We start from the raw sequence: 19,343 nt of genomic DNA on the forward strand, positions 1-19,343 counted from the left end.
CGTATCCGTCCCATGAAGCGGCGGACATACGGAAGGTGTCGACACAGTGTCGATCAAGGACTCAGCACACGTACACGGGCCCGGGGAGCACGCGGGGCCGAAGGGCTGGATGACGGCGGCGAAGATGCTGCAGGACGCGTCGCCGATCACCGTCCCCGAGGGCGCCTCGGCCATGACCATTCAGGTCGACTGGGAGCCCGGAGACCCGGGGACCCCTCCGCACCGTCACTCGGGGCCGGCGTTCGGGTACGTCATCGAGGGCGCGGTCCGGTTCGAGCTCGAAGGCGAGCCCGAGCGGGTGGTCGAGGCCGGCGGGACGTTCTGGGAGCCGGGCGGTGACGCGATCCACTACCAGGACGGCAACGCGTTGTCGGACGCGCGCACCCGGTTCGTGGTCACCATGATGTGCGCACCCGGAAGGCCCATGCTCGAACTGGTCGACCCGGAGGAGCTGGAGAAGCGGGCCCACCTGCGCGCCCCGCGGCCCAACGCCCGACCCGTCGTCCGCTCCTGATGTGCGCCGAGAGGGGCGGGGGCCCACCGCCCCTCTCGGCATGCCGCCTCGGAGGCGGTCCGTTGCTTCGGACGGCTCAGCCGAACTGGCCGGGCCGGTAGTCCCCGGCGGGCTGCCGGTTGATGATGTTGATGCGGTTGTAGGCGTTGATGACGGCGATGAGCGAGATCAGCGCGACGAGCTGGTCCTCGTCGAAGTGATGGGTGGCGTTCGCCCAGGCTTCGTCCGTGACGCCGCCGGCCGCGTCCGCGATGCGGGTGCCCTGTTCCGTCAGTTCCAGCGCGGCGCGCTCCGCGTCGGTGAAGACCGTGGCCTCCCGCCAGGCCGCCACCAGGTCGAGGCGCTGCCGGGTCTCTCCCGCGTGGGCGGCGTCCTTGGTGTGCATGTCGGTGCAGAAGCCGCAGCCGTTGATCTGGCTCGCGCGAATCTTCACCAACTCCTGCGTCGTGCCCGGCAGTGTCGAGTCCGACACCACCTTGTTGGCCGAGTTGAGATGCTTCAGCGCCTTGCCACCGACGGAATTGCCGAAGTAGTCGAGACGTGCATGCATGGTGTGCTCTCCTCGTCGTTTTCCGGATACGCGCTATTGACCGGGCGACCCATGCATCTGTGACACAAGCGAGGATTCGCGCGGACAGTGGGCTGCGCCGCGTCGCATCGAGCCGGGCGGTGCGTGTCACACCTTTCATGGGTGGGCTGTCATAGGTGTGAAGGCAGTACACATCTCCACTCACACCGGGAGCACAGCCGTGAATGATCCGATACTCGAGTCCGCTGCTCGGGAACTCGCGGAGGCGACGGCCAATCCGCCGTTTCTGTACGAGTCGGGTGCGGAGGGTGCGCGGAAGGTCCTCGACAATCTGCAGGCGGCACCCATCGAGAAGCCCGATGTGGGGTGGCTGCGGCCAATCCGCTGCGTGGGCTCGACAGCGACGCCGCGTATCTGAAGGAGGTTCTGGCAGGGATCGAGGGGCCGGTGGTGCTGGTCGGTCATTCCTATGGCGGGTCGGTCATCAGTAACGCCGCGTACGGTGCGCGGAATGTGCAGGCGCTGGTGTACATCGCGGCCTTCCTTCCGGAGAAGGGGGAGAGCGCTGACGAGTTGTCGGGGAAGTTCCCGGGCAGCACGCTCGGTGAGGCGCTGCGCCCGGTTCCGGTCACGCTGCCCCACGGGACGGCGGGTACGGATCTGTACATCGAGCAGGGGAAGTTCCGTCACCAGTTCGCGGCGGATGTCGCGAAGGGTACGGCGGATGTCATGGGGGTGACCCAGCGTCCGGTGACGAGTGCCGCGTTGGAGGAGGGCGCCTCCGAGCCGGCTTGGAAGACGATTCCGTCGTGGGTGCTGGTCGCCGAGCAGGATCTCAACATCCCGCCCGAGGCCCAGCTTTTCATGGCCGAGCGGGCGGGTGCGCACACGGTGAAAGTGCGTGCGTCGCACGCGGTGAGTGTGTCGCGTCCCGACGAGGTGGCGCGGATCATCGAGAGCGCGGCGCGGCCGGTTCGCTGACTGCGGACCGGCCGGAGGGCGGGTCGGCGACACGGCCACCCGCCCTCCGGCGGGCAGCGCGCCCATGACACGCGCCGGCCGGCACATCATCAGCGAACACAAGGAGATCATGATGGCAACCGAAAGTGTCCTGCACCCGAGCCTCATCGTTCCGATCGGGCACGTCGAGCCCGTTCCCCGCCGCATCCGGGGAATCATCGACGGCCGGGTGGCCTTCGACACCCGCCGTGCGCTGTACGTGTGGGAATGGCGGGCCTACCCCCAGTTCAGCATCCCGATCGAGGACCTGGTGGACGGTGTGCTCCACGACGACAAGCACACGGCGCAACTCGGTGCGGGCCCCGCGCACCGCCACACCCTGCAGGTCGGCCCGAACGTCCGTGCGGCGAGTGCGTGGGTCTGGGCGGAGGGCGCCCCGGCGCCCCTGCACGGCACCGTGCGCTTCGAGTGGGAGGCGCTGGACTCCTGGTTCGAGGAGGACGAGCCGGTCTTCGTGCATCCCCGGAGCCCCTACTCCCGCGTGGACGCCCTGCGATCCGGCAGCACCGTACGCGTCGAGTCGGACGGCGTCGTGCTCGCGGAGGCCACCGGTTGCGTGAAACTGTTCGAGACCGGCCTGCCGACCCGCTACTACCTCGACCGCACGAATATCGACTGGGCCCGGCTGCGGCGCTCGGACACCGTGACCCGATGCCCGTACAAGGGGACGACGAGCGCCTACTGGTCGTTCGACAGCGACACCGCCTCCCACGAGGACATCGCCTGGACGTACGATTTCCCCACCATCCACGCCAATCGTATCGCCGGGCTCACCGCGTTCCACAACGAGCATGTCGATATGTACGTCGACGGCTTCCTGCTGCCCAGGCCCACCGACCCCCATCAGGCGGGCAGGTGAGCCGGACCGGGCGATCGGCGCGACCGCGGCCGCAAGCGGTCGACGGGGCTCGGGGACGAGACATCGCACGAGGCCTTCCAGATCCCCGGTACCGGCCGCGGTCCGGAACGCGGTGACGAGGCGGCGGTGTTGCTCGACGGGGACCGGTCGCTCACGGCCGCCTTCGAGGCCGGCCTGCGCGCGGTGGACCACCACCCGTGCGTTCGGGGCGCTGATCCGAAGCAACTCCGCGAGTTCGGCATAGGCGTAGCCGAAGCCCTTCCGCAGCACGTAGGCGGCAAGCCGCACCGGCGTCAGCCTCGCCATGAGCAGGGCCAGGGCCGCCTCGACGGCCGTGGCCTGCTCGGCACGCAGTACGGGATCCTGGGCGGTCCGGTCGCCGAGGTCGGCCGACTGCGGCTCGGCCGGGGTCTCGTGGCGGTGTCGCCCCGACCGGATGACGTTGATGACCAGACGGGTCGTTGCCGTGGTCAGGAACGCGGCCGGATTCCTGATCTGCGCCCGGTGGGCGAGCTGCCGGCGCAACCACACCTCCTGGACCACGTCTTCGGCCCCGGTCCCGGGGACCCCTCATCGCGCCCTTGTTCCACGTGGTCGAGTCCGTGGGGACCCCGGGGTCCCGCACCGGCTCTCCTGGCCTCCGGTGTCCCCGGCCGAAGTGCTCGCGAGGGCGTCGGGCAGCGCCCGACGTGTGTTGATGCCGAGCTTGGTGTAGACCTTCCGCAGATGCCACTCCACGGTGTGGGGGCTGATGAACAGCTCCGCGCCGATCCTCGCGTTCGTCATGCCGTCGGCGGCGAGCCCGGCGACCTGTGACTCCTGGGGGGTGAGGGCGCTCGCCGGCTTGTCCTCCCGCGCCCTGACGTGCTCGCCGGTGGCGAGCAACTCGCGGCGGGCCCGCTCGGCGAAGGCATGTGCCCGCATTCCGTCGAACATCTCGTGAGCTGTGCGCAGGTGCTCCCGGGCCGACGCTCGGCGGTTGTTGCGGCGCAGCCACTCGCCATACAGCAGATGGGTGCGCGCCACCTCCACGGTCACCCCGCCGCGGCCGAACTCCTTGATCGCCGTCCGGTACAGACCGTCGGCCTCGTCACCTTCGGTGACCAGAGCCCGGCTGCGGGCGCCGGCGCCACGAGCCCAACCCGAATCGGCGGCGCGAGTGAGTTCGACGAGCCGGGCCAGCGAGGCGCGGGCCTGGTCGAGTTCACCGCACCGGGTGGCGGCCTCGATGTGCTCGACCAGCGACAGCCCGGTGAAGTTGAACCCGTCGTGCTCGATGCCCGTGCGTGCGGCCTCCAATGCCTCTTCGTAGCGTGCCAGGGCGTTGAACAGCACCCCTTGGATGTAGCCCATGGCGCCCAGCAGCGACACCTCGCCTTGTTGGTCGGCCCGCTGCTTGGCTTCCTCGATGATGGCGGCGGCGACGTCCGCCTCGCCTCGCCACGCGGCCAGGACCAGCGTCGCGTACTTGTGCGGGGCGTGGCCGGTCGAGTCGGCGAGCGCGTCGGCTTCGCCGATCATCCTGGCCGCCTCGCCGAAGTCGCCGTAGTGGATGTGCACCCCGCCCGCGTAGATGAGGGCGGGTGGCAGCGCGCCCAGCGCTCCGATGTCGCGGGCCAGGCGCACCGCGCGACTCGACAGCGCGTCCCACGCGTGCAAGTCCCAGGCGTAGTGAATGAACGCCTCCAGCGCGACCGGGGCCAGCAAAAGCCAGCGCATCGTCGACTCCCGAGTACCGAGCTCCTCGTGTGCGAGTAGCTCCAACGCGCCTCGCAGTGCCGGGACACCGGTCTCGGGTCCGTCCGTGAGGAGTGCCGCCACACCGTCCAGGAGCAGGTCTGCGGCCTTGGAGCCGGACGGGGGTGCCCCGGAGCCGCGGGCCGCGATCGCGGCGGCGCGGGCGCCTGCGGGACCGTGGACCCGGCCCGCGAAGATGGTCGCGCTGATCGCTTCCAGGTATGTTTCCCGCGCCAGTGTCGACCCGGCGGCGGTGAACTGTGCCGCCGCCTCGAGGAGGAGAGGTGCCGCCTCGTCGCTGCGGCTGCGGGCGAAGAGGATTCGGGCCCGCAGCCGTGCCAGGCGCGCGCGGTCCAGCGCGCCGAGGGGACACAGTTCGGCCAGCGTCGCGAGTTCCGTCGCCCGGTCGGGCGCGGCGGCCGAGAAGTGCGCCTCGGCGGCGGCCAGGGCTCGGCGGCCCCGCGGCCACCGGTCCGGCGTCACCTCGGCCGCGCGTTCCAGCAGGACCGCCTCGGCCGCGATGCCGCCGCGCTGCCGCGCGCGGTCGGCCGCCTGCTCCAGCCCCGCGGCGACCTCCTCGTCCGGCCCGTCGGCGGCCTGGGAGGCGTGCCAAGCCCGCCGGTCGGGGTCCAGGACCGGGTCGGTGGCCTCGGCCAACGCCCGGTGCACGGCTCGGCGTTCCTCGGGCTCGGCTCCGTGGTAGACCGCCGAACGCACCAGCGGATGCCGAAACCGAATGGACTCGCCGAATTCGATCAGGCCGGCCGCCTTGGCCGGTGCGGCATGTGTGGTGATCTCGAGAGAGGCGGCTGCGCGGACCAACAGGCGCGCGTCACCGCTCGGTTCCGCCGCGGCGATCAGCAGCAGTGTCCGAGTCGCAGCCGGCAGGGCACCGAGCCGGATGACGAAGTCCCGTTCGACACGGCACGCGATCGGCACCCGGGTGCTCGGGTGACTCGACGAGTCCAGGCCGTAGGCCAGCTCGGCGGCGCTGCGGCCGCGGGAAAATTCGAGCAGCGCGAGCGGGTTGCCGTGCATTTCGGCCACGAACCGGTCCCGGACCCGTTTCTCCAGCCGTCCGCCGACGGTGGCCTCGAGGAGTTCGCCCGCCGCGGCGGGGTCGAGAGCGCCGATCCGCAGTGCCGGCAGACCGTCGAGTGCGGCCTGTCCCTCGGGGTCGCGTACCGCGAACGCCATCGCGACCGCCTCGGCGAGCAGCCGCCTGGCTACGAACTCCAGCGTCTGCAGGGATACCTGGTCCAGCCACTGGGCATCGTCGACCAGTACGAGAACCGGTCGGGTCTCCGAGGCTCGGGTGAGCAGAGTAAGCACGGCGAGGCCGACCAGGAAGCGGTCGGGCGGGTCTCCGGCCGCCATTCCGAACGCCACGCGCAGGGCATCGCGTTGGGGTGTCGGCAGCTTTTCGAGCTCGCCCAGGAACGGTGCACACAGTTGGTGCAGGCTCGCGTAGGGCAGTTCCATATCGGCCTCGATGCCGTACGCCCGGGTCACCGTCACCCTTGACGCCCGCGCCGCCAGGTATTCCAGAAGCACCGACTTCCCGATGCCGGCTTCGCCACGGACCACCAGCACTCGGGACGCGCCGTGGCGCAGGCCGATCAGCAGCTCGTCGAGGGCCGCGCATTCGCGATGTCGGCCGACCAGGTCCGGAAGCGGACTGGCGATCATGCGACATGACTCCTTAGGGGAATCAGGGCCCGGAAAGCTCCCACAACGGTTCTTGGAATGGTCTTTGCCACGATATCGGAAACAGTGTCAACACCTTGCGTTTGGATGTTGTGACAGATTCCACGTCAGGAAATGCCACGAGGCTGTCACATTCGGCCCCGCTATCCGGTCGACCACTGCCTATGCTCTCGCCCGCCCTGTCGCAGGAGGTCCCATGTCGTCGTTCGGATACCAGCTCGCCACGTCCGTGCTCGTGGTGGGAGCCGGTGGGGAAGGCCTCCGAGCAGCCGTCGAAGTCGCCGAGTCCGGTGTCGCGGTGATCGCGGTGGATCGACGTATGACCGACGATGTCCACACCGTCATGGCACCGGAAGGTTTCGAGAGGGCAACCGCCACCATCGGCAGCGACCCGGGAGAACGGCGTTCAGCCGGTTCGTTGCGGGAGAGCCTCTTGCCGGCAGACCCACGCACCGCGCGGATCGTGGCCCGCTACACACAGCGGGAGTTCCACACCATGGCACGCTCCGGTACGCGTCCCGACCACCGGGATCACGGTGGCCCCACCCGGCGCCGGTTCGGTGACCCCACCTCCCGCCGCATCGCGTCCGCCGGCGAGTACACCGGCCCGGAGGTGCGGCGTGCGCTTCGCGAACACGCGAAGCAGCTCGGTGTTCCCATCCTGTCGAGTGTGTACGTCACCCGTCTGCTGGTGGACGACGGGACGGTGTTCGGCGCCCACGGATTCGACCTCGTCGACGGCTCGCGCTACCTCGTGCACGCCGACTCCGTGATCCTCGCGACCGGAGGGCACACGCGCATCTGGAGACGTACGTCCTCGGCTCGCCACGAGAACACCGGCGACGCCTTCCGCCTCGCGGTCGAGGCCGGCGCCCGGTTGCAAAACCCCGAGCTGGTGCACTTCCACCCCTTCGGGCTGATCGGGCCCGAGCACGCGGCCGGCGTGCTCGTCGGTGAGGAGGTACGCGGCGAGGGCGGGGTCCTGCTCAACAACCTCGGCGAGCGGTTCATGACGCGCTACGACACCGAGCGATCGGACCTCGGCAGCCGGGACAGGATCGCTCTGGCATCCCACACGGAGATCAAAGAGGGCCGCGGAACCCGGGCGGGCGGCGTGTGGCTCGACCTGTCCCACCTACAGCGTGAGACGATCCTGACGCGGCTGCCGCGGGTGTACCAGGCCCTGTTGGACCTGCAGATGCTCGACATCACCCAGGACCCGATCGAGGTCGCGCCGACCGCCCAGTACTCCTTGGGCGGTGTCCGGGTTCGGCCCGAGGACCACCGCACCGATGTCACGGGGCTCTACGCGATCGGGGAGGCGGCCGGTGCCCTGCACGCTGTGCACCGGCCGGCGCAGAACTCCCTCGTCGAACGACTCGTCCACGGCCGACTCGCCGGCCGGGCCGCGGCGGAGTACTCGGCCAGGCTCACCGCCCACTATCGGTCGCCGGCGGCGGTTCGGGCCGCGGAGACCGACGTGAACCGGCTCCTGGCCACCGGCGACGACGAGAACGTCCGCGCGCTGTCCCGCGCGGTGCGCCACCTGATGACGGAGTTCGCCGGTGTCGTGCGGGACGAGAGCGGGCTCGCCGCCGGGCTCGCCGAACTGGACGAGATCGAAGATCGTATGGGGAACGCGGGAGTGCACGTCGATATCGGCGGCTTCCAGGACCTCGCGTACGCCTACGACCTCAGGTCCGCCGTCCTCGCCGCTCGCGCGACACTCGAGTGCGCGTTGGAGCGGCGGGAAACACGGGGCTGTCACAACCGGTCGGACCACCCCGATAAGCACCCGGATCCGAGCGTCGACCTGGTGTGGTCCTCGACGACCGGAGTGCGCCGCGAACCCGTCCCGCCATCCCCACCGACATCGCCGAGTTGATGCACGACGGGCGCCGTACTCGCCCGCGAATGCCGGAGTCGCACCCCACGGTCTCCCGTAATTGCGCGCACGCCTGACATGTCACACTTCCCGCGCCTGACCTGTCTGAACAGAGGACGATCAGGGGGCGCGTTTCGGCGACGAACGCCGGGGACGGACGGGTATTCACTTGCCAACGGAAAGCCTTGACATGACCAGCGTATTCTCGGCGCCGGGCGCGCACGACTCCCATCGACACAGGGCGGACGTCCGGGGAGATGCGGCAACGAAAGGGAATTCACGTTTCCGTGACCTCACCGTGCTCCTGATTTCGGAAGACGAGGAAGAGGCCTTCCATATACGCCTTTTGCTGCCGGTTCCAGTCGTTCGGTCAATGGTGTGGTACAGGAATGCCGGTGAAGCGGGGCCGTTCCTCGCCGTGTGCCGCGGGCCGATGTGTGTTTTGGTGGGTCGTTCCTCTTCCGGGGCGAGACCGGCCGAGACCGCCCGCCGCCTGCGCCGATCGGCCCCGCACGCGGCTCTGGTCGTTCTCGCCGACGCCGCATCGGCCGCGGCGATCGGACCGAGTGAGGGCGCTGCGCACGCCTACGTGGACGGAAGATGCGCCGACCCGGAAAAGCTGCGCGGTGTCATTCGGCGCGCTCTGCGGAGAAGGCACATGGAGACGGCCACGGCCACAAGGGAAGCCAATGCGCTGATCGTTCGCGACTCGCTCACACTGGAGCGGGGTCTGCTTCCCGTGCCGGCTCTCCGAGGGAATGATTTCTCCGCGGTCTCACGATATGAGCCGGGGCGCGCTCACGCGCTGTTGAGCGGCGACTTCTACGATGTGGTGCAAATCGAGGATTCCAGCGTACATGTCATCCTCGGTGATGTCTCAGGGCATGGAGCGGCCGAAGCCGCCCTGGCGGTGCAGTTGCGTGTGGCGTGGCGGACCGCCCTTCTCTGCGGAAAGACACAGCTCGAGCAACTGAGGCTTCTCGAAAGAATCCTGATCGGTGAAAGACCGGACGGCGACACCTACACCACCGTCATGTCCTTGGTGTTTCCCTCCGGGGGCACCGCCGTGAGGGCAGTCAGCGCCGGACACTCCGGCTTTCTCCTTCGGCGGGCGGGGGAGTTGCGATGGGTGGAGCCACGAACAGGCACGGCGCTGGGGCTCTTTCCCGGGCAGGCGGACTGGTCGGAGACCGAGCTGGAACTTCTTCCGCTGGACCGTGTGGTCGTCTTCACCGATGGCCTGTTCGAGGGGAGGACGGAACCTTCCGCACGGCTCGGTGAGGACGGACTCCTGCGCCTGGCGACCCACTACTCCCATCTGCCGTCCCAGGAGTTCGTCGATGCCCTGGTGGGCGGCGTCGCCTCGATGGCGGCTCCCTTCGGAGGGCTGGCGGACGACGTGGCCGTTCTCCATCTGGGCTGGAACCCGCCCACGTCACCGTCGCGGCGCTGAGAGCGGGCCGGCCTCGTCCGTACTGCCCTGGATATCCCAGACGTTGAAGCCCATGCGGGCGCCAAGCGGATACCGGCCGAGAGGATTTCCCCCGCCGGAGACTCTTTGGTGCAGAAGGCGTCCGGAGCCCTGCGCGCCATGGGCATTCCCGCCGCGTGACCGTCGACGGTGATTGCGGGAGGCCCCGCAGGAGCAGGTCCCCGTGCTCGGGTGGCGGCCCCCGGCGGTGCGGTGAGCATCGCACAGTGGCAGAGCGCCGCCGGATCTTTCGCCGGTGAACAAGACCTGACCGCGCAGCAACACGGCCCGGGCGAGCCGGTGCCCGTCCGCAAGGCCGCGCACATGGGTTGAGCGGCGCGGTCTCCGCCCTTTCGGACGCCGGCCGTCCGCGTGCCGCCCATGTCGAGTTCGCCGGTTCGGGCTGCGCCGTCGGACGCCGCCGGCAGCGCTTGCGAGGTGCCGCGGCACCGGGCCACCCCCCGGTTACCCCGGGGGATGGCCCGGGAGTGACCAGGGGGTGGACCAGGCATTCCCCGGGGTGCCACGGAGGGGGCGATGGACGACGGTGAACACAGCCGGATCGGCGGACGTCGTGGCCGATCGGCCCGGGGGCTCGAGCCCATTGCCCCGGGGACCGGTTGCCCGATGTCCCTTGGCCGGGCGAGTCATCGCACCCATACCTGCAGGAACGGAGACAACAGGCTCATGCATTCGGAGTTCTCCCCCACGGAAGGCACGCTGGACGAGGCCCTTGCCGTGTTTGTGGAGCTGCGCCCACGCCTGTTCGGTATCGCGTACCGGATGCTGGGCAGTACGGCCGAGGCGGAGGACGTGGTCCAAGAGGTGTGGCTGCGGTGGCAGCGGGCCGATCGTTCGGTGGTGGTCAACCCCGCGGCGTTCCTGTCCAGCGCCACCACCCGCCTGGCCATCAACGTGGCCCGGTCCGCCCGGGTCCGCCGTGAGACCTACATCGGCCCATGGCTCCCCGAACCCGTCGACACCGGAAGCGACCCCGCGGCCGGCGCCGAACGGGCCGAAGCGCTCGAACTCGCCCTGCTCCTCGTCCTGGAGAAACTGGCCCCCACCGAACGGGCCGTGTACGTCCTGCGGGAGGCATTCGATTACACCTATACGGACATCGCGGACATGCTCCGGCTCAGCTCCGTCAACGTACGAAAGATCGTGAGCCGGGCCCGCAAGCACCTGCTCGAGGAACAGCGCGAGAACGTCGACGCCGCCGAGCACCGACACCTGTTCGAAGCCTTCGTCTCGGCGGCCCGGACGGGAGACATCGCCTCCCTGGAAGAACTCCTCACCCCCGCCGGCGTCGGCCCGCTCCCTGCCTCGATCGCGCGGTCATCCGTCTCCGGCAGCCGACGCCGAGGTGACACCCGTGCAGGCGGTCCGACAGCCGAAAATGGTTTCGGCGGATCCGGATCTGTCACATCCGCACGGGGTGCCCGGTCTTATCTGTCGTCCGGGTGACGACGAGGTCCCCGGGAAACAGAGAGGATTCGGCATGAAGATCGTGGTCATCGGTGGTACCGGCCTGATCGGTTCGAAGGTCGTCGGCAAGTTGGGCGAGCACGGGCACGAAGCGGTCGCGGCGGCGCCGAACACCGGAGTGAACACCCTCACCGGCGAGGGGTTGGCCGAGGTGATGAAGGGCGCGGACGCCGTCGTCGACGTGTCCAACTCGCCGTCGTTCGAAGACGCCGCGGTGTTGGACTTCTTCACCACCTCCACCCGCAACCTGTTGGCCGCCGAGCAGGAGGCGGGAGTGGGGCACCACGTGGTGCTGTCGGTGGTGGGCAGCGACCGCCGACCCGACATCGGCTACTTCCGCGCGAAGATCGCCCAGGAGCAACTCGTCAAGGAATCGCCCATCCCGTTCTCGATCGTGCACGCGACGCAGTTCTACGAGTTCGGCCGGCGCATCGCGGACGAGGCGACAACGGGCAACGAGGTGCACATCGCGCCGGTCGCCTTCCAACCGGTCGCCGGCGACGACGTCGCGCAGTTGGTGGGCCGGACCGCAGTGGGCACACCGAGCAACGCGATGGTCGAGATCGCCGGGCCGACGCGGTACCGGATGGACGAGTTCTTCCGGAGGGCCCTGGCTGCGTGGGGCGACCCGCGTGAGGTGGTCACCGACTCGCAGGCGCACTACTTCGGCGCGGTACCCGACGAACTCACGCTCGTTCCGGTCGACGGCGCCATCCTCGCCGAGATCACCTACAAGGACTGGCTGAAGCAGGCCACCGTCTAGTAGTGCTTTGTCAGGTCGGTGTTGGTTTTGGTCTTCGTGGTGGGCGTTGGCGGGGCAGGGTCCGGTGGCAGGTGGGGCAGGTTCCGGTCCAACAGCCGAGGAGGTCCTGGAGGGTGTCGAGGACCCGGTAGAGCGTCAGGCCGGAGTGAGGGCTTTTGGGTCGGTCCGGTGGAGCGTGAGGAAGGCGTGGGCGGCGGTGACCAGGGTGACGTGGTGGTGCCATCCGCGCCAGGTCCGGCCCTCGTAGTGGTCCAGTCCGAGGCCGTGTTTCAGTTCGCGGTAGTCGTGCTCGACGCGCCAACGCATCTTCGCGAGCCGGACCAGTTTCGCGACGGGTGTGTCCGGGGGCAGGTTCGTCAGCCAGTGGTCGGTCGGCGCGTGGGCGTCGGCCGGCCACTCGGTGAGCATGGTGAGCACGGGCAGCACCCCGTCCCAGGCGATGTCGGCGTCCCCGGCGGCGGCCCGGGCGAGCCGCCGGGGGGCCTTGCCGGCCGGTCGCACCGCGGTCGTGGCGAACCGTGACCGCATCGCGCCGCGCGAGCCCTGCCGCCACCCGACCTCGACGAACGCCTCCCGCCCCGCGGCAACCGCGTGCTCCACCAGGGAGCGGGCCCGGTCCCGGTATCGGGGCAGCGGACGCGGTCCCAGGCCCGAGTACGCGAGCGTCGACGGCAGCGCGTCGCCGGTGTGGGCGATCTCGTCGCCGCGCACCGCGACCACGAAATCGAGCCCCCGCGCGGCGAGTTCGTGCCGGAACTCGCCGATCTGCCCGTATCCGGCGTCCGCCACGATCACCGGCGGGACCAGTCCCCACCCGATCAGGGTGTCGATCGCATCCAGGGCCAGGCGCCACTTCTCGACGTGCCCGACATCGTCGGGAACCCCGGCCCGACTGCGTCGCTCCGGGTCCTGCGCCCACTCCTCGGGCAGGAACAGTCGCCACTGCAACGGGCACGACATCGCGTCCGTCGCCGCGTGGACGCTCACCCCCACCTGGCAGTTCGCCCGTTTGCCCAGCGCGCCGCAGTACTGCCGGGCGACCCCGACCGACGCCCTCCCGCACTTGGGGAACGACGTGTCGTCCACCACCCACACCCGCGGATCGATCGCCGCGCACATCCGTTCCGCGACCCGCCGCAGCACCTGTTGGTGGTCCCACGGCGAGTCCGCCACGAACTGCTGCAACGCCTGCGCGTTCCCGTCCGGCAGCCGCTCGGCCATCGGCACGATCGACTTCCGCCGACCGTCCACCATCAACCCACGCGCATAACAGTCGCCCTGACGTCGCTGATCCGTCCTCGACAGCGACCCGAACATCTCACCCACGAACGCCGCGAGTTCCTCCCGCAGACGCTCCACATCCCCGAGATCCACCCTCCCACCATGCACCCAAAACAGCACACATGGGAACCTCACCTAACAAAGCACTACTAGCACGTGGTACGCACCAATGGCACCTCGGCCGATACGGCGTGCCGCCTGCCCGCCGTATCGGCCGGGTTCCCCCCTCGGAGCCGAGGAGGGGCCATGACCGCATAAAAAACGGCGGCCGTGTCCGGCGACATCGCGGGCGGGCCGCGGTCGCCGCAAAGTAGTCGGGCGAGCCGCCGCTCGGATTCTCGGTCCGACGATCCCCCGCGCGGACGGAGGACGGACGCCACTGCCGTCCGGGCCGATCGACGCCGCCCGCCGCCGTGGCGACACCGCCTACGCGTTGGTGGCCGACCGGAACGAGACCTTCACCCGCCTGTTCGCGTCCGGCAGGCGTCCATACAGCTGATTCAAGCGATCCGGCGAACCGGTCGCAACGCGAGACGACGACCCGATTCCACCCGTGGAGGCGAAACATGACCACCGTCACCGGCGACGACGAAGACGACAAGTTCGACGTGGGAATGCAGATGGCACTCGGTGGCCTGATCGGCGCTCTCTTCGACGGCGGGGAGGCAGCGTGCGACCGGATCTCCACCGAGCCGTCCGCACCGATGGAAACCGACCCGACGACCGGCGAAACGAGGAACTTGTGAACCACCCGGTGCGGCAACACCCCGACGATGTCTCCGCCACGCCGCAGATCGCCACACTGGACGATCTGCACGAACACCTGCAGTGGGCAATCGAGTTGGAGCACGCAACCCTGCCCCCGTACCTGTGCGCGCTGTACTCGCTGGAGCAGGAGCGAAACCCCGATGCCGTTCGGGCGGTGACCGGTGTCTTCGTCGAAGAGATGCTGCACCTGGCATTGTCCGCGAACTTGCTCAACGCGGTGGGCGGTCGGCCGGAACTGGACACACCGCGCATGTTGCAGCCGCACCCGCGACGGTTGCCGCACGGCGACCCATCACTGGAACTGTCATTGCTTCCGTTCGGGCGCGAGGCGCTCGACCAGTTCCTCCGACTGGAGCAGCCCGCGCCGCCGGACGCGCCGGCACAGTCGGATCGATATGCGACGATCGGTCAGTTCTATGCCGCGATCGAGGAAGGACTGCGCGAACTGTGCGCCCGGCTCGGCGAAGAGGAGGTCTTCCGCGGCGACAGCGCCCGTCAGGTGCGGGACTGCCATTTCCGGTACACCGCCGGCCGATTGGTCGAAGTCACCGATCTGACATCGGCGTTGGCTGCCCTGGAAGAGATCGTCGACCAGGGCGAGGGCCTGCTGCGCGGCCGAGTATGGGACGGTGACCGAGACGTTCACCACCTCGAGCGCGAACAAGTGGCGCACTACTACCGCTTCCAGGAGCTCAGGGTCGGCCGCCGCTACCGACGCGGCGACACGCCACGGTCCGGACCGACCGGCGAACCGCTGCGCGTGGATTCCCAAGGCATACGCCGGATGCGGCGCAACCCGCGTCTCGACGACCACCTGCCGGGCAGCCCGATCCGTGAGGCGCAGGACGGGTTCAACCGCACGTACTGCACCCTCCTGCATCAACTGGAGGAGACGTTCAACGGCAGCCCGCAGATGCTCCCGGCCGCCACGGGCACCATGTACCGTCTGCGGACGCAAGCCGAGGCCCTGATGGCGATGCCCGACGGGTCGGACACGACGGCCGGCCCGACGTTCGACTACGTCCCGCCCGAACTGCGCGCCTGAATCCCGAGCCCCACGAAGCCGTGGTCCCGGACCGAGGGTCGACAAGGTGCACCCCGGCGTGGCGGCGCCCATAGGGGCACATCGCGCCGAATCTCGACCCGGTCCTCCACCTCGATCACTCTTCTTCCCGACTCCCCAGGAGCCGGACCGATCACAAGCTCACGAAGAGGGTCACTTTTCATCCACCGAAAGCGGAGCACGATCCACACGTTGCCGTTACCCGTCATTCGCCGGTCGCGGGCCGGGCGCCGGTGTTGCGCCGGCCGGCGCCCGGCCGCGACCCGCCCGGCGACCCCGGGGGTGGGCCGATCGGGGCCATCTGACTGTCGAACTCCCCGTGAGCCCCAGACAAATTCGACATGGACCACTCACCGACCCCACGCGGCACAGGCACCGGCCTGCCCGGACCGATTGCCCGTCACCCGGGGTGTCGCGTGCTCCGTCGCACATGGAAGCGACAGGGCACACACCCGCCAGAGGGCCACCCGCTGTCACTTCGGTGCGGTCAGCGTCTCGCGTGTGAGCCTGGCGTGCCGGCCAATGCCGTTCCGGGGTTGGCAATTGCCATGTCCGGGGCGGGAGTTCATATCGTGTTTGCTTGCCTGGGTGCCCCGGGATTGACTTAATGGGTACGGGAGCGGCGCGGAGCAGAATCGGCCCGGTGAGCACTTCCCGCCCTACGCGTGAGAGTCCGCCAGGGTCCATCGGGTACCCACCGCCGCCGCCCCGTTCCTCGATCCATCGAACCGCGCGAACGTACCGAACGTATCCATGCGAACGGACAGCGAGGGTATCGAATGAAGATCAAGTCAGCCGCACTGGTCACCGCGGTCGTCGTCGGCCTCGGCTTACCCGCCGGCACCGGCGTCGCCGACGCCGCGCCCACGGCGGAATCCTTACGGACGCAGATGGCCCGGGTGCTCGCCGAGCACCCCGGGGGAGTGCAGACCGGCACGGACACCGTCTCCTGGCAGAACGGCGCCGTCACCTTGAAGCTCGCCGGCCTGCGCGGCGTCGCCGACTGCGGCTACAACCAGTTCTGTCTGTGGGAGCACAGCGGCTTCGGCGGGCGCATGCTCGCCTGGAACGCGATCCCGGCAATCTGCTCGGGCCTGATCATCAACCTGACCGACTACGGCTTCAACGACCAGGCATCGGCCTGGGCGGACAACTCCCCGTCGAGGTTCGTCGACGTCTGGAACGACTACGGCGCCGGCGGCGGCCGCATCTGGAGGATGTTGCCGGGCGCGAGTTCGTCCAACGTGCAGTCGAACGACGCGGCGTCCAGTCTGGACTGCTACTGACGATCCACCCGTCGGTTGCGATGCGACGGACACCATGGAGTCCGTGGGCCCGTGGGCCCGCCCGCCGCTCCGAGCAGCGGGCGGGCCGCTGGGCCCACCCGGATCAGCAGGCGTCGAGGATCGACGTGAGGGCGTTGTTCTCTGCGAGGCCGTCGTCGCCGTTGCGACCCTCAGCCCACCCGAAGATCGACCGCCACCCTGTCCGAGCAGGGAAATCCCACCGAAGGCACTGTGATCGGAAGCGGAAGGCATCGTTCGCCGCAGCCGCGGAAGTGCGGTGGAGCCTTACGCCTCGAGCCACGACTGCGCAACTCGCGCCCAGGCAAGCCCCGTTCTGCCCCCGAGTCGTGGAGTGGTGTCGGTGCCCCGCGACATGGTGCCGCGCATGATCAACGACTTGGATGCCATCGCCTGGTCGTCGATGGGCCACGCCTACGGTCCGGCCGACGACGTCTCGGTATGGCTGCGGGCAATGACCTCACCCGACCCCGAGACCCGCACCAGAGCACTCGACGACTTCTACGGCGCGGCCCACCACCAGGGCGACGTGTACCCGTGTACCGCAGCAAGCCTTCCGTTCCTGTTCGACATGGCCGACGATCCCACAACGCCCGACCGCGCCGCGATCGTCGCACTGCTCCTCAGCATCGGCCGCGCCGCCGTCGAGCGCGGCAGCACCGTCTACGTCGCCCCCGACGGCACTTTGTCGACGGCGACCTCCGACAGCGCCGCGCTGATGCGCGAACACGCCGATGCCTTCGTCGCCTACGCCGCGGACCCCGATATCCGGGTACGGAGCGCGGCGATCGAGGCACTCGGTCTCTTCCGCGCTATTGACGGCCCTGGACGACGACGTGGACGCTTGGCGCGCCGAACAGGTCGCCGGACATCTGCGCGGGGCCGCCGACGACCTGGTGCCGCGGTTGTCCCGCCGCCTCGCCGGCATCGACCCCGCGCGGCAGCGGTCCGCCATGAGTGCGCGTGCCATTGTCTGCGCCCTCACCGAACTGGGCGACCCGGCGGCCGTCGACGCGATCACCGACTTCACCGGCGCCGCGGTCCGCCACGAGCAGTGGAGCACCGTGGCCGCGGCCCTGACGGCGCTCGCGTCCTTCGACACCGACGCCGCGCCGGCTTCGGCGATGCTTCGCCCCCTCGCCGACGCACCGGACGTGAATGTGCGCGCGGCCGCGACCGCCGCCCTGTGGGCGATCGAACGCGACCCGGCCGACGTCGTGCCACGCCTGGAGCGGCTTCTCGACAGCCATCGAAGCCACGACGCGATCGACGTCCTCGGCCGGATCGGTGCGCCCGCGAGGGCCGTACTGCCGCGTCTGCGAGCCATGGTTCACGACGGACACGAGTGGACCCGCGTCCACGCCGCGGCGGCGCTGTGGGATATCGCAGGCGAGGCCGAAGCCGACCTCGTCGTACACAGCCTGTCGGCGGCCTGGGAGAGGAACGACGCGACCTCGAACCACGTCTTGGCGTGCCTGAACCGGATGGGATCGGCCGCCGCCCCGGCGCTGCCCCGCATCCGGGCGGAACTCGCGCTGTCCCGCCGCAGCGGCCGCTACCGGAACCTCACCTGCGACGAAGAACTACAGCGCATGTGCCGCGGTCGCCGCGCCGCCGATCGCCAGCAGCGCGATGCCGCCCTGAGTGATCAGCGAATGGGAGGCGGCGTCGCGCAACTCGCGGCGCTGGTCCTCGAACCACCGCTCGACGTCGGTATCCGGCGTCATGGGCCCCTGTGCCGCAAGGGTGTGGGCCGGATCCGGCGCAAGGGTCGTCTTGCCCTTGCCCGGCACGGAGACGAGCACACGGGAACCCTCCGGCCCGACCTTGGCGATCACCCTCGCGCCCCGCCGGTCGAGCTGCTGGGTGAACAGGGTGTACGTGAGGGTCAGCAGCAGTACGCCGGCCACCAGGAACATCACGCCGTAGATCACCGTGAGCCGGGTGCGCAGCCCCATCCGGCGCGGCAGGACCGCGAAGTGCCCCGGGTCCCTTCGCCGTTCGGGGCGCCGCGGCGGGCGCCACGGACCCGGCCGTCGGTCGGTCGCGGTGTCCGGCGCCGGTGGCGCCTGTTCGCCGGACCGGTCTTGGACCGCACGTGAGCGAGTCGGGATCTCATCGGATCAGATATCCCACGCCGGCGACGGTCTCGATCACCGGCGGATCGCCCAGTTTGCGACGCGGCTTGAGCATCACCAGCCGCACCGCCCCGGTGAACGGGTCGGTGTGCTCGTCCCACGCCTTCTCCAGCAGTTCCTCCGCGGAGACCGGCGCGCCGTCGGCGCGCAGGAGTTCGACCAGGACGGCGAACTCCTAACGTGAGAGCGGCACATAGCGTCCATTGCGGTACACCTCGCGTCGGGCCGCATCCAACGTGATGCCGGCGCGGCGCAACACCGGCGGCATGGCCGCTCGGGATCGTCGCCCCAACGCCAATACCCTCGCCGCGAGTTCGGCGAACGCGAAGGGCTTGGTCAGGTAGTCGTCGGCGCCCAGGCCCAGCCCGGCGACCCGGTCGACGATCCCGGCGGCGGCCGTGAGCATCAGCACGCGCACCGGCGAATCGGAGGCCACCACGGCGCGGCACACATCGTCGCCCGGTACGGCCGGCAGGTCCCGGTCCAGGACCACCACGTCGTAGTCGTTGACGCTCAGGCATTCCAGTGCCCGCTCGCCGTCGTAGGCCACGTCCACCGCGTGGGCCTCCTCGCGCAACCACTCCGTGATCGCGTCGGCGAGCATCGGCTCGTCCTCGACCACCAATACCCGCATGTGTGTCGTCCTTCCCCCACGGCTCCCGCGCGTCGATGCTCGCGGACGGGCCGTTTCCGCGGCGTAAGCTCACGGCGGTCGGCGCCACGGTGCGCAGCGGTACCTGGCTCAACGCCGCCACCGAGCAGCACCCGGCCTTCGACGCCGTCCCCTCCGCAGCGGAAACGCCGACGAAACGCGTC

The 19,343-nt window shown here is 69.7% G+C and carries 14 protein-coding genes and 2 pseudogenes; 10 read left to right on the forward strand and 6 right to left on the reverse strand.

From position 1 onward, the window contains the following. Window positions 1–109 precede the first annotated feature (109 nt). Window positions 110–514, forward strand: a complete 405-nt coding sequence (locus tag ACFXKZ_RS19220; protein ID WP_380002082.1) for a cupin domain-containing protein — start codon at window positions 110–112, stop codon at window positions 512–514. Window positions 515–590: 76 nt separating this feature from the next. Here ACFXKZ_RS19220 and ACFXKZ_RS19225 read toward each other — a convergent pair whose 3' ends face one another. Further along, entirely contained in the window at window positions 591–1,064 is a 474-nt protein-coding gene (locus ACFXKZ_RS19225) for a carboxymuconolactone decarboxylase family protein (protein WP_380001907.1), read from the reverse strand. Window positions 1,065–1,409: 345 nt separating this feature from the next. On the opposite strand from ACFXKZ_RS19225, the pseudogene ACFXKZ_RS19230 reads away from it, so the two are divergent. Beyond that, window positions 1,410–2,024, forward strand: a pseudogene (locus ACFXKZ_RS19230) (alpha/beta hydrolase); the annotation flags it as partial. Between the two features lie 112 nt (window positions 2,025–2,136). Then, the gene (locus ACFXKZ_RS19235; RefSeq protein WP_380001909.1) at window positions 2,137–2,922 is read left to right on the forward strand and encodes a DUF427 domain-containing protein; all 786 of its coding nucleotides are present in this window, start codon (window positions 2,137–2,139) and stop codon (window positions 2,920–2,922) included. Between the two features lie 570 nt (window positions 2,923–3,492). On the opposite strand, the gene ACFXKZ_RS19240 is transcribed toward ACFXKZ_RS19235, so the two are convergent. Next, a complete protein-coding gene (locus ACFXKZ_RS19240; RefSeq protein WP_380001911.1) occupies window positions 3,493–6,348 on the reverse strand; it encodes an AAA family ATPase in 2,856 nt (951 codons plus the stop codon). Window positions 6,349–6,562: 214 nt separating this feature from the next. Between ACFXKZ_RS19240 and ACFXKZ_RS19245 the strand changes: the two genes are divergently transcribed. The 4 genes from ACFXKZ_RS19245 (at window position 6,563) to ACFXKZ_RS19260 (ending at window position 11,973) form a co-directional block, all read left to right on the forward strand. Then, window positions 6,563–8,251 (forward strand): FAD-binding protein, encoded by a 1,689-nt coding sequence (locus ACFXKZ_RS19245; RefSeq protein ID WP_380001912.1) that lies wholly within the window; start codon window positions 6,563–6,565, stop codon window positions 8,249–8,251. 190 nt (window positions 8,252–8,441) lie between these two features. After that, entirely contained in the window at window positions 8,442–9,704 is a 1,263-nt protein-coding gene (locus ACFXKZ_RS19250) for a PP2C family protein-serine/threonine phosphatase (protein WP_380001914.1), read from the forward strand. A gap of 705 nt (window positions 9,705–10,409) precedes the next feature. Next, entirely contained in the window at window positions 10,410–11,189 is a 780-nt protein-coding gene (locus tag ACFXKZ_RS19255) for a sigma-70 family RNA polymerase sigma factor (RefSeq protein ID WP_380001916.1), read from the forward strand. A 34-nt stretch (window positions 11,190–11,223) separates the two neighbouring features. Then, window positions 11,224–11,973 (forward strand): SDR family oxidoreductase, encoded by a 750-nt coding sequence (locus ACFXKZ_RS19260; RefSeq protein WP_380001918.1) that lies wholly within the window; start codon window positions 11,224–11,226, stop codon window positions 11,971–11,973. Window positions 11,974–12,108: 135 nt separating this feature from the next. Here the strand turns inward: ACFXKZ_RS19260 and ACFXKZ_RS19265 are convergent, their stop codons facing one another. Beyond that, window positions 12,109–13,347 carry an IS701 family transposase gene (locus ACFXKZ_RS19265; RefSeq protein ID WP_380001920.1) on the reverse strand — a complete coding sequence of 413 codons (1,239 nt, stop codon included), beginning with the start codon at window positions 13,345–13,347 and terminating at the stop codon, window positions 12,109–12,111. Window positions 13,348–13,820: 473 nt separating this feature from the next. Here ACFXKZ_RS19265 and ACFXKZ_RS19270 point away from each other — a divergent pair, with 473 nt between their 5' ends. The 3 genes from ACFXKZ_RS19270 (at window position 13,821) to ACFXKZ_RS19280 (ending at window position 16,371) form a co-directional block, all read left to right on the forward strand. Beyond that, window positions 13,821–14,000, forward strand: a complete 180-nt coding sequence (locus ACFXKZ_RS19270; protein ID WP_380001922.1) for a hypothetical protein — start codon at window positions 13,821–13,823, stop codon at window positions 13,998–14,000. Continuing rightward, window positions 13,997–15,067: a ferritin-like protein gene (locus ACFXKZ_RS19275; RefSeq protein WP_380001924.1), complete on the forward strand. Its 1,071-nt coding sequence runs from the start codon at window positions 13,997–13,999 to the stop codon at window positions 15,065–15,067. The genes ACFXKZ_RS19270 and ACFXKZ_RS19275 overlap by 4 nt, the downstream gene beginning before the upstream one ends. A gap of 797 nt (window positions 15,068–15,864) precedes the next feature. Further along, window positions 15,865–16,371, forward strand: a complete 507-nt coding sequence (locus tag ACFXKZ_RS19280; protein ID WP_380001926.1) for a peptidase inhibitor family I36 protein — start codon at window positions 15,865–15,867, stop codon at window positions 16,369–16,371. A gap of 830 nt (window positions 16,372–17,201) precedes the next feature. Here the strand turns inward: ACFXKZ_RS19280 and ACFXKZ_RS19285 are convergent. From ACFXKZ_RS19285 to ACFXKZ_RS19295, 3 genes and pseudogenes are all read right to left on the reverse strand, one after another. Beyond that, complete coding sequence (locus ACFXKZ_RS19285) at window positions 17,202–17,807, reverse strand: hypothetical protein (RefSeq protein WP_380001928.1); 606 nt, start codon at window positions 17,805–17,807, stop codon at window positions 17,202–17,204. A 165-nt stretch (window positions 17,808–17,972) separates the two neighbouring features. Then, on the reverse strand, window positions 17,973–18,347 hold the full coding sequence (locus ACFXKZ_RS19290; RefSeq protein ID WP_380001930.1) for a hypothetical protein: 375 nt from the start codon (window positions 18,345–18,347) through the stop codon (window positions 17,973–17,975). A 157-nt stretch (window positions 18,348–18,504) separates the two neighbouring features. Beyond that, window positions 18,505–19,161, reverse strand: a pseudogene (locus ACFXKZ_RS19295) (response regulator transcription factor). Window positions 19,162–19,343 lie beyond the last annotated feature (182 nt).

The sequence above is a fragment of the Embleya sp. NPDC059237 genome, from assembly GCF_042754105.1.
Taxonomy (GTDB): Bacteria; Actinomycetota; Actinomycetes; order Streptomycetales; family Streptomycetaceae; genus Embleya.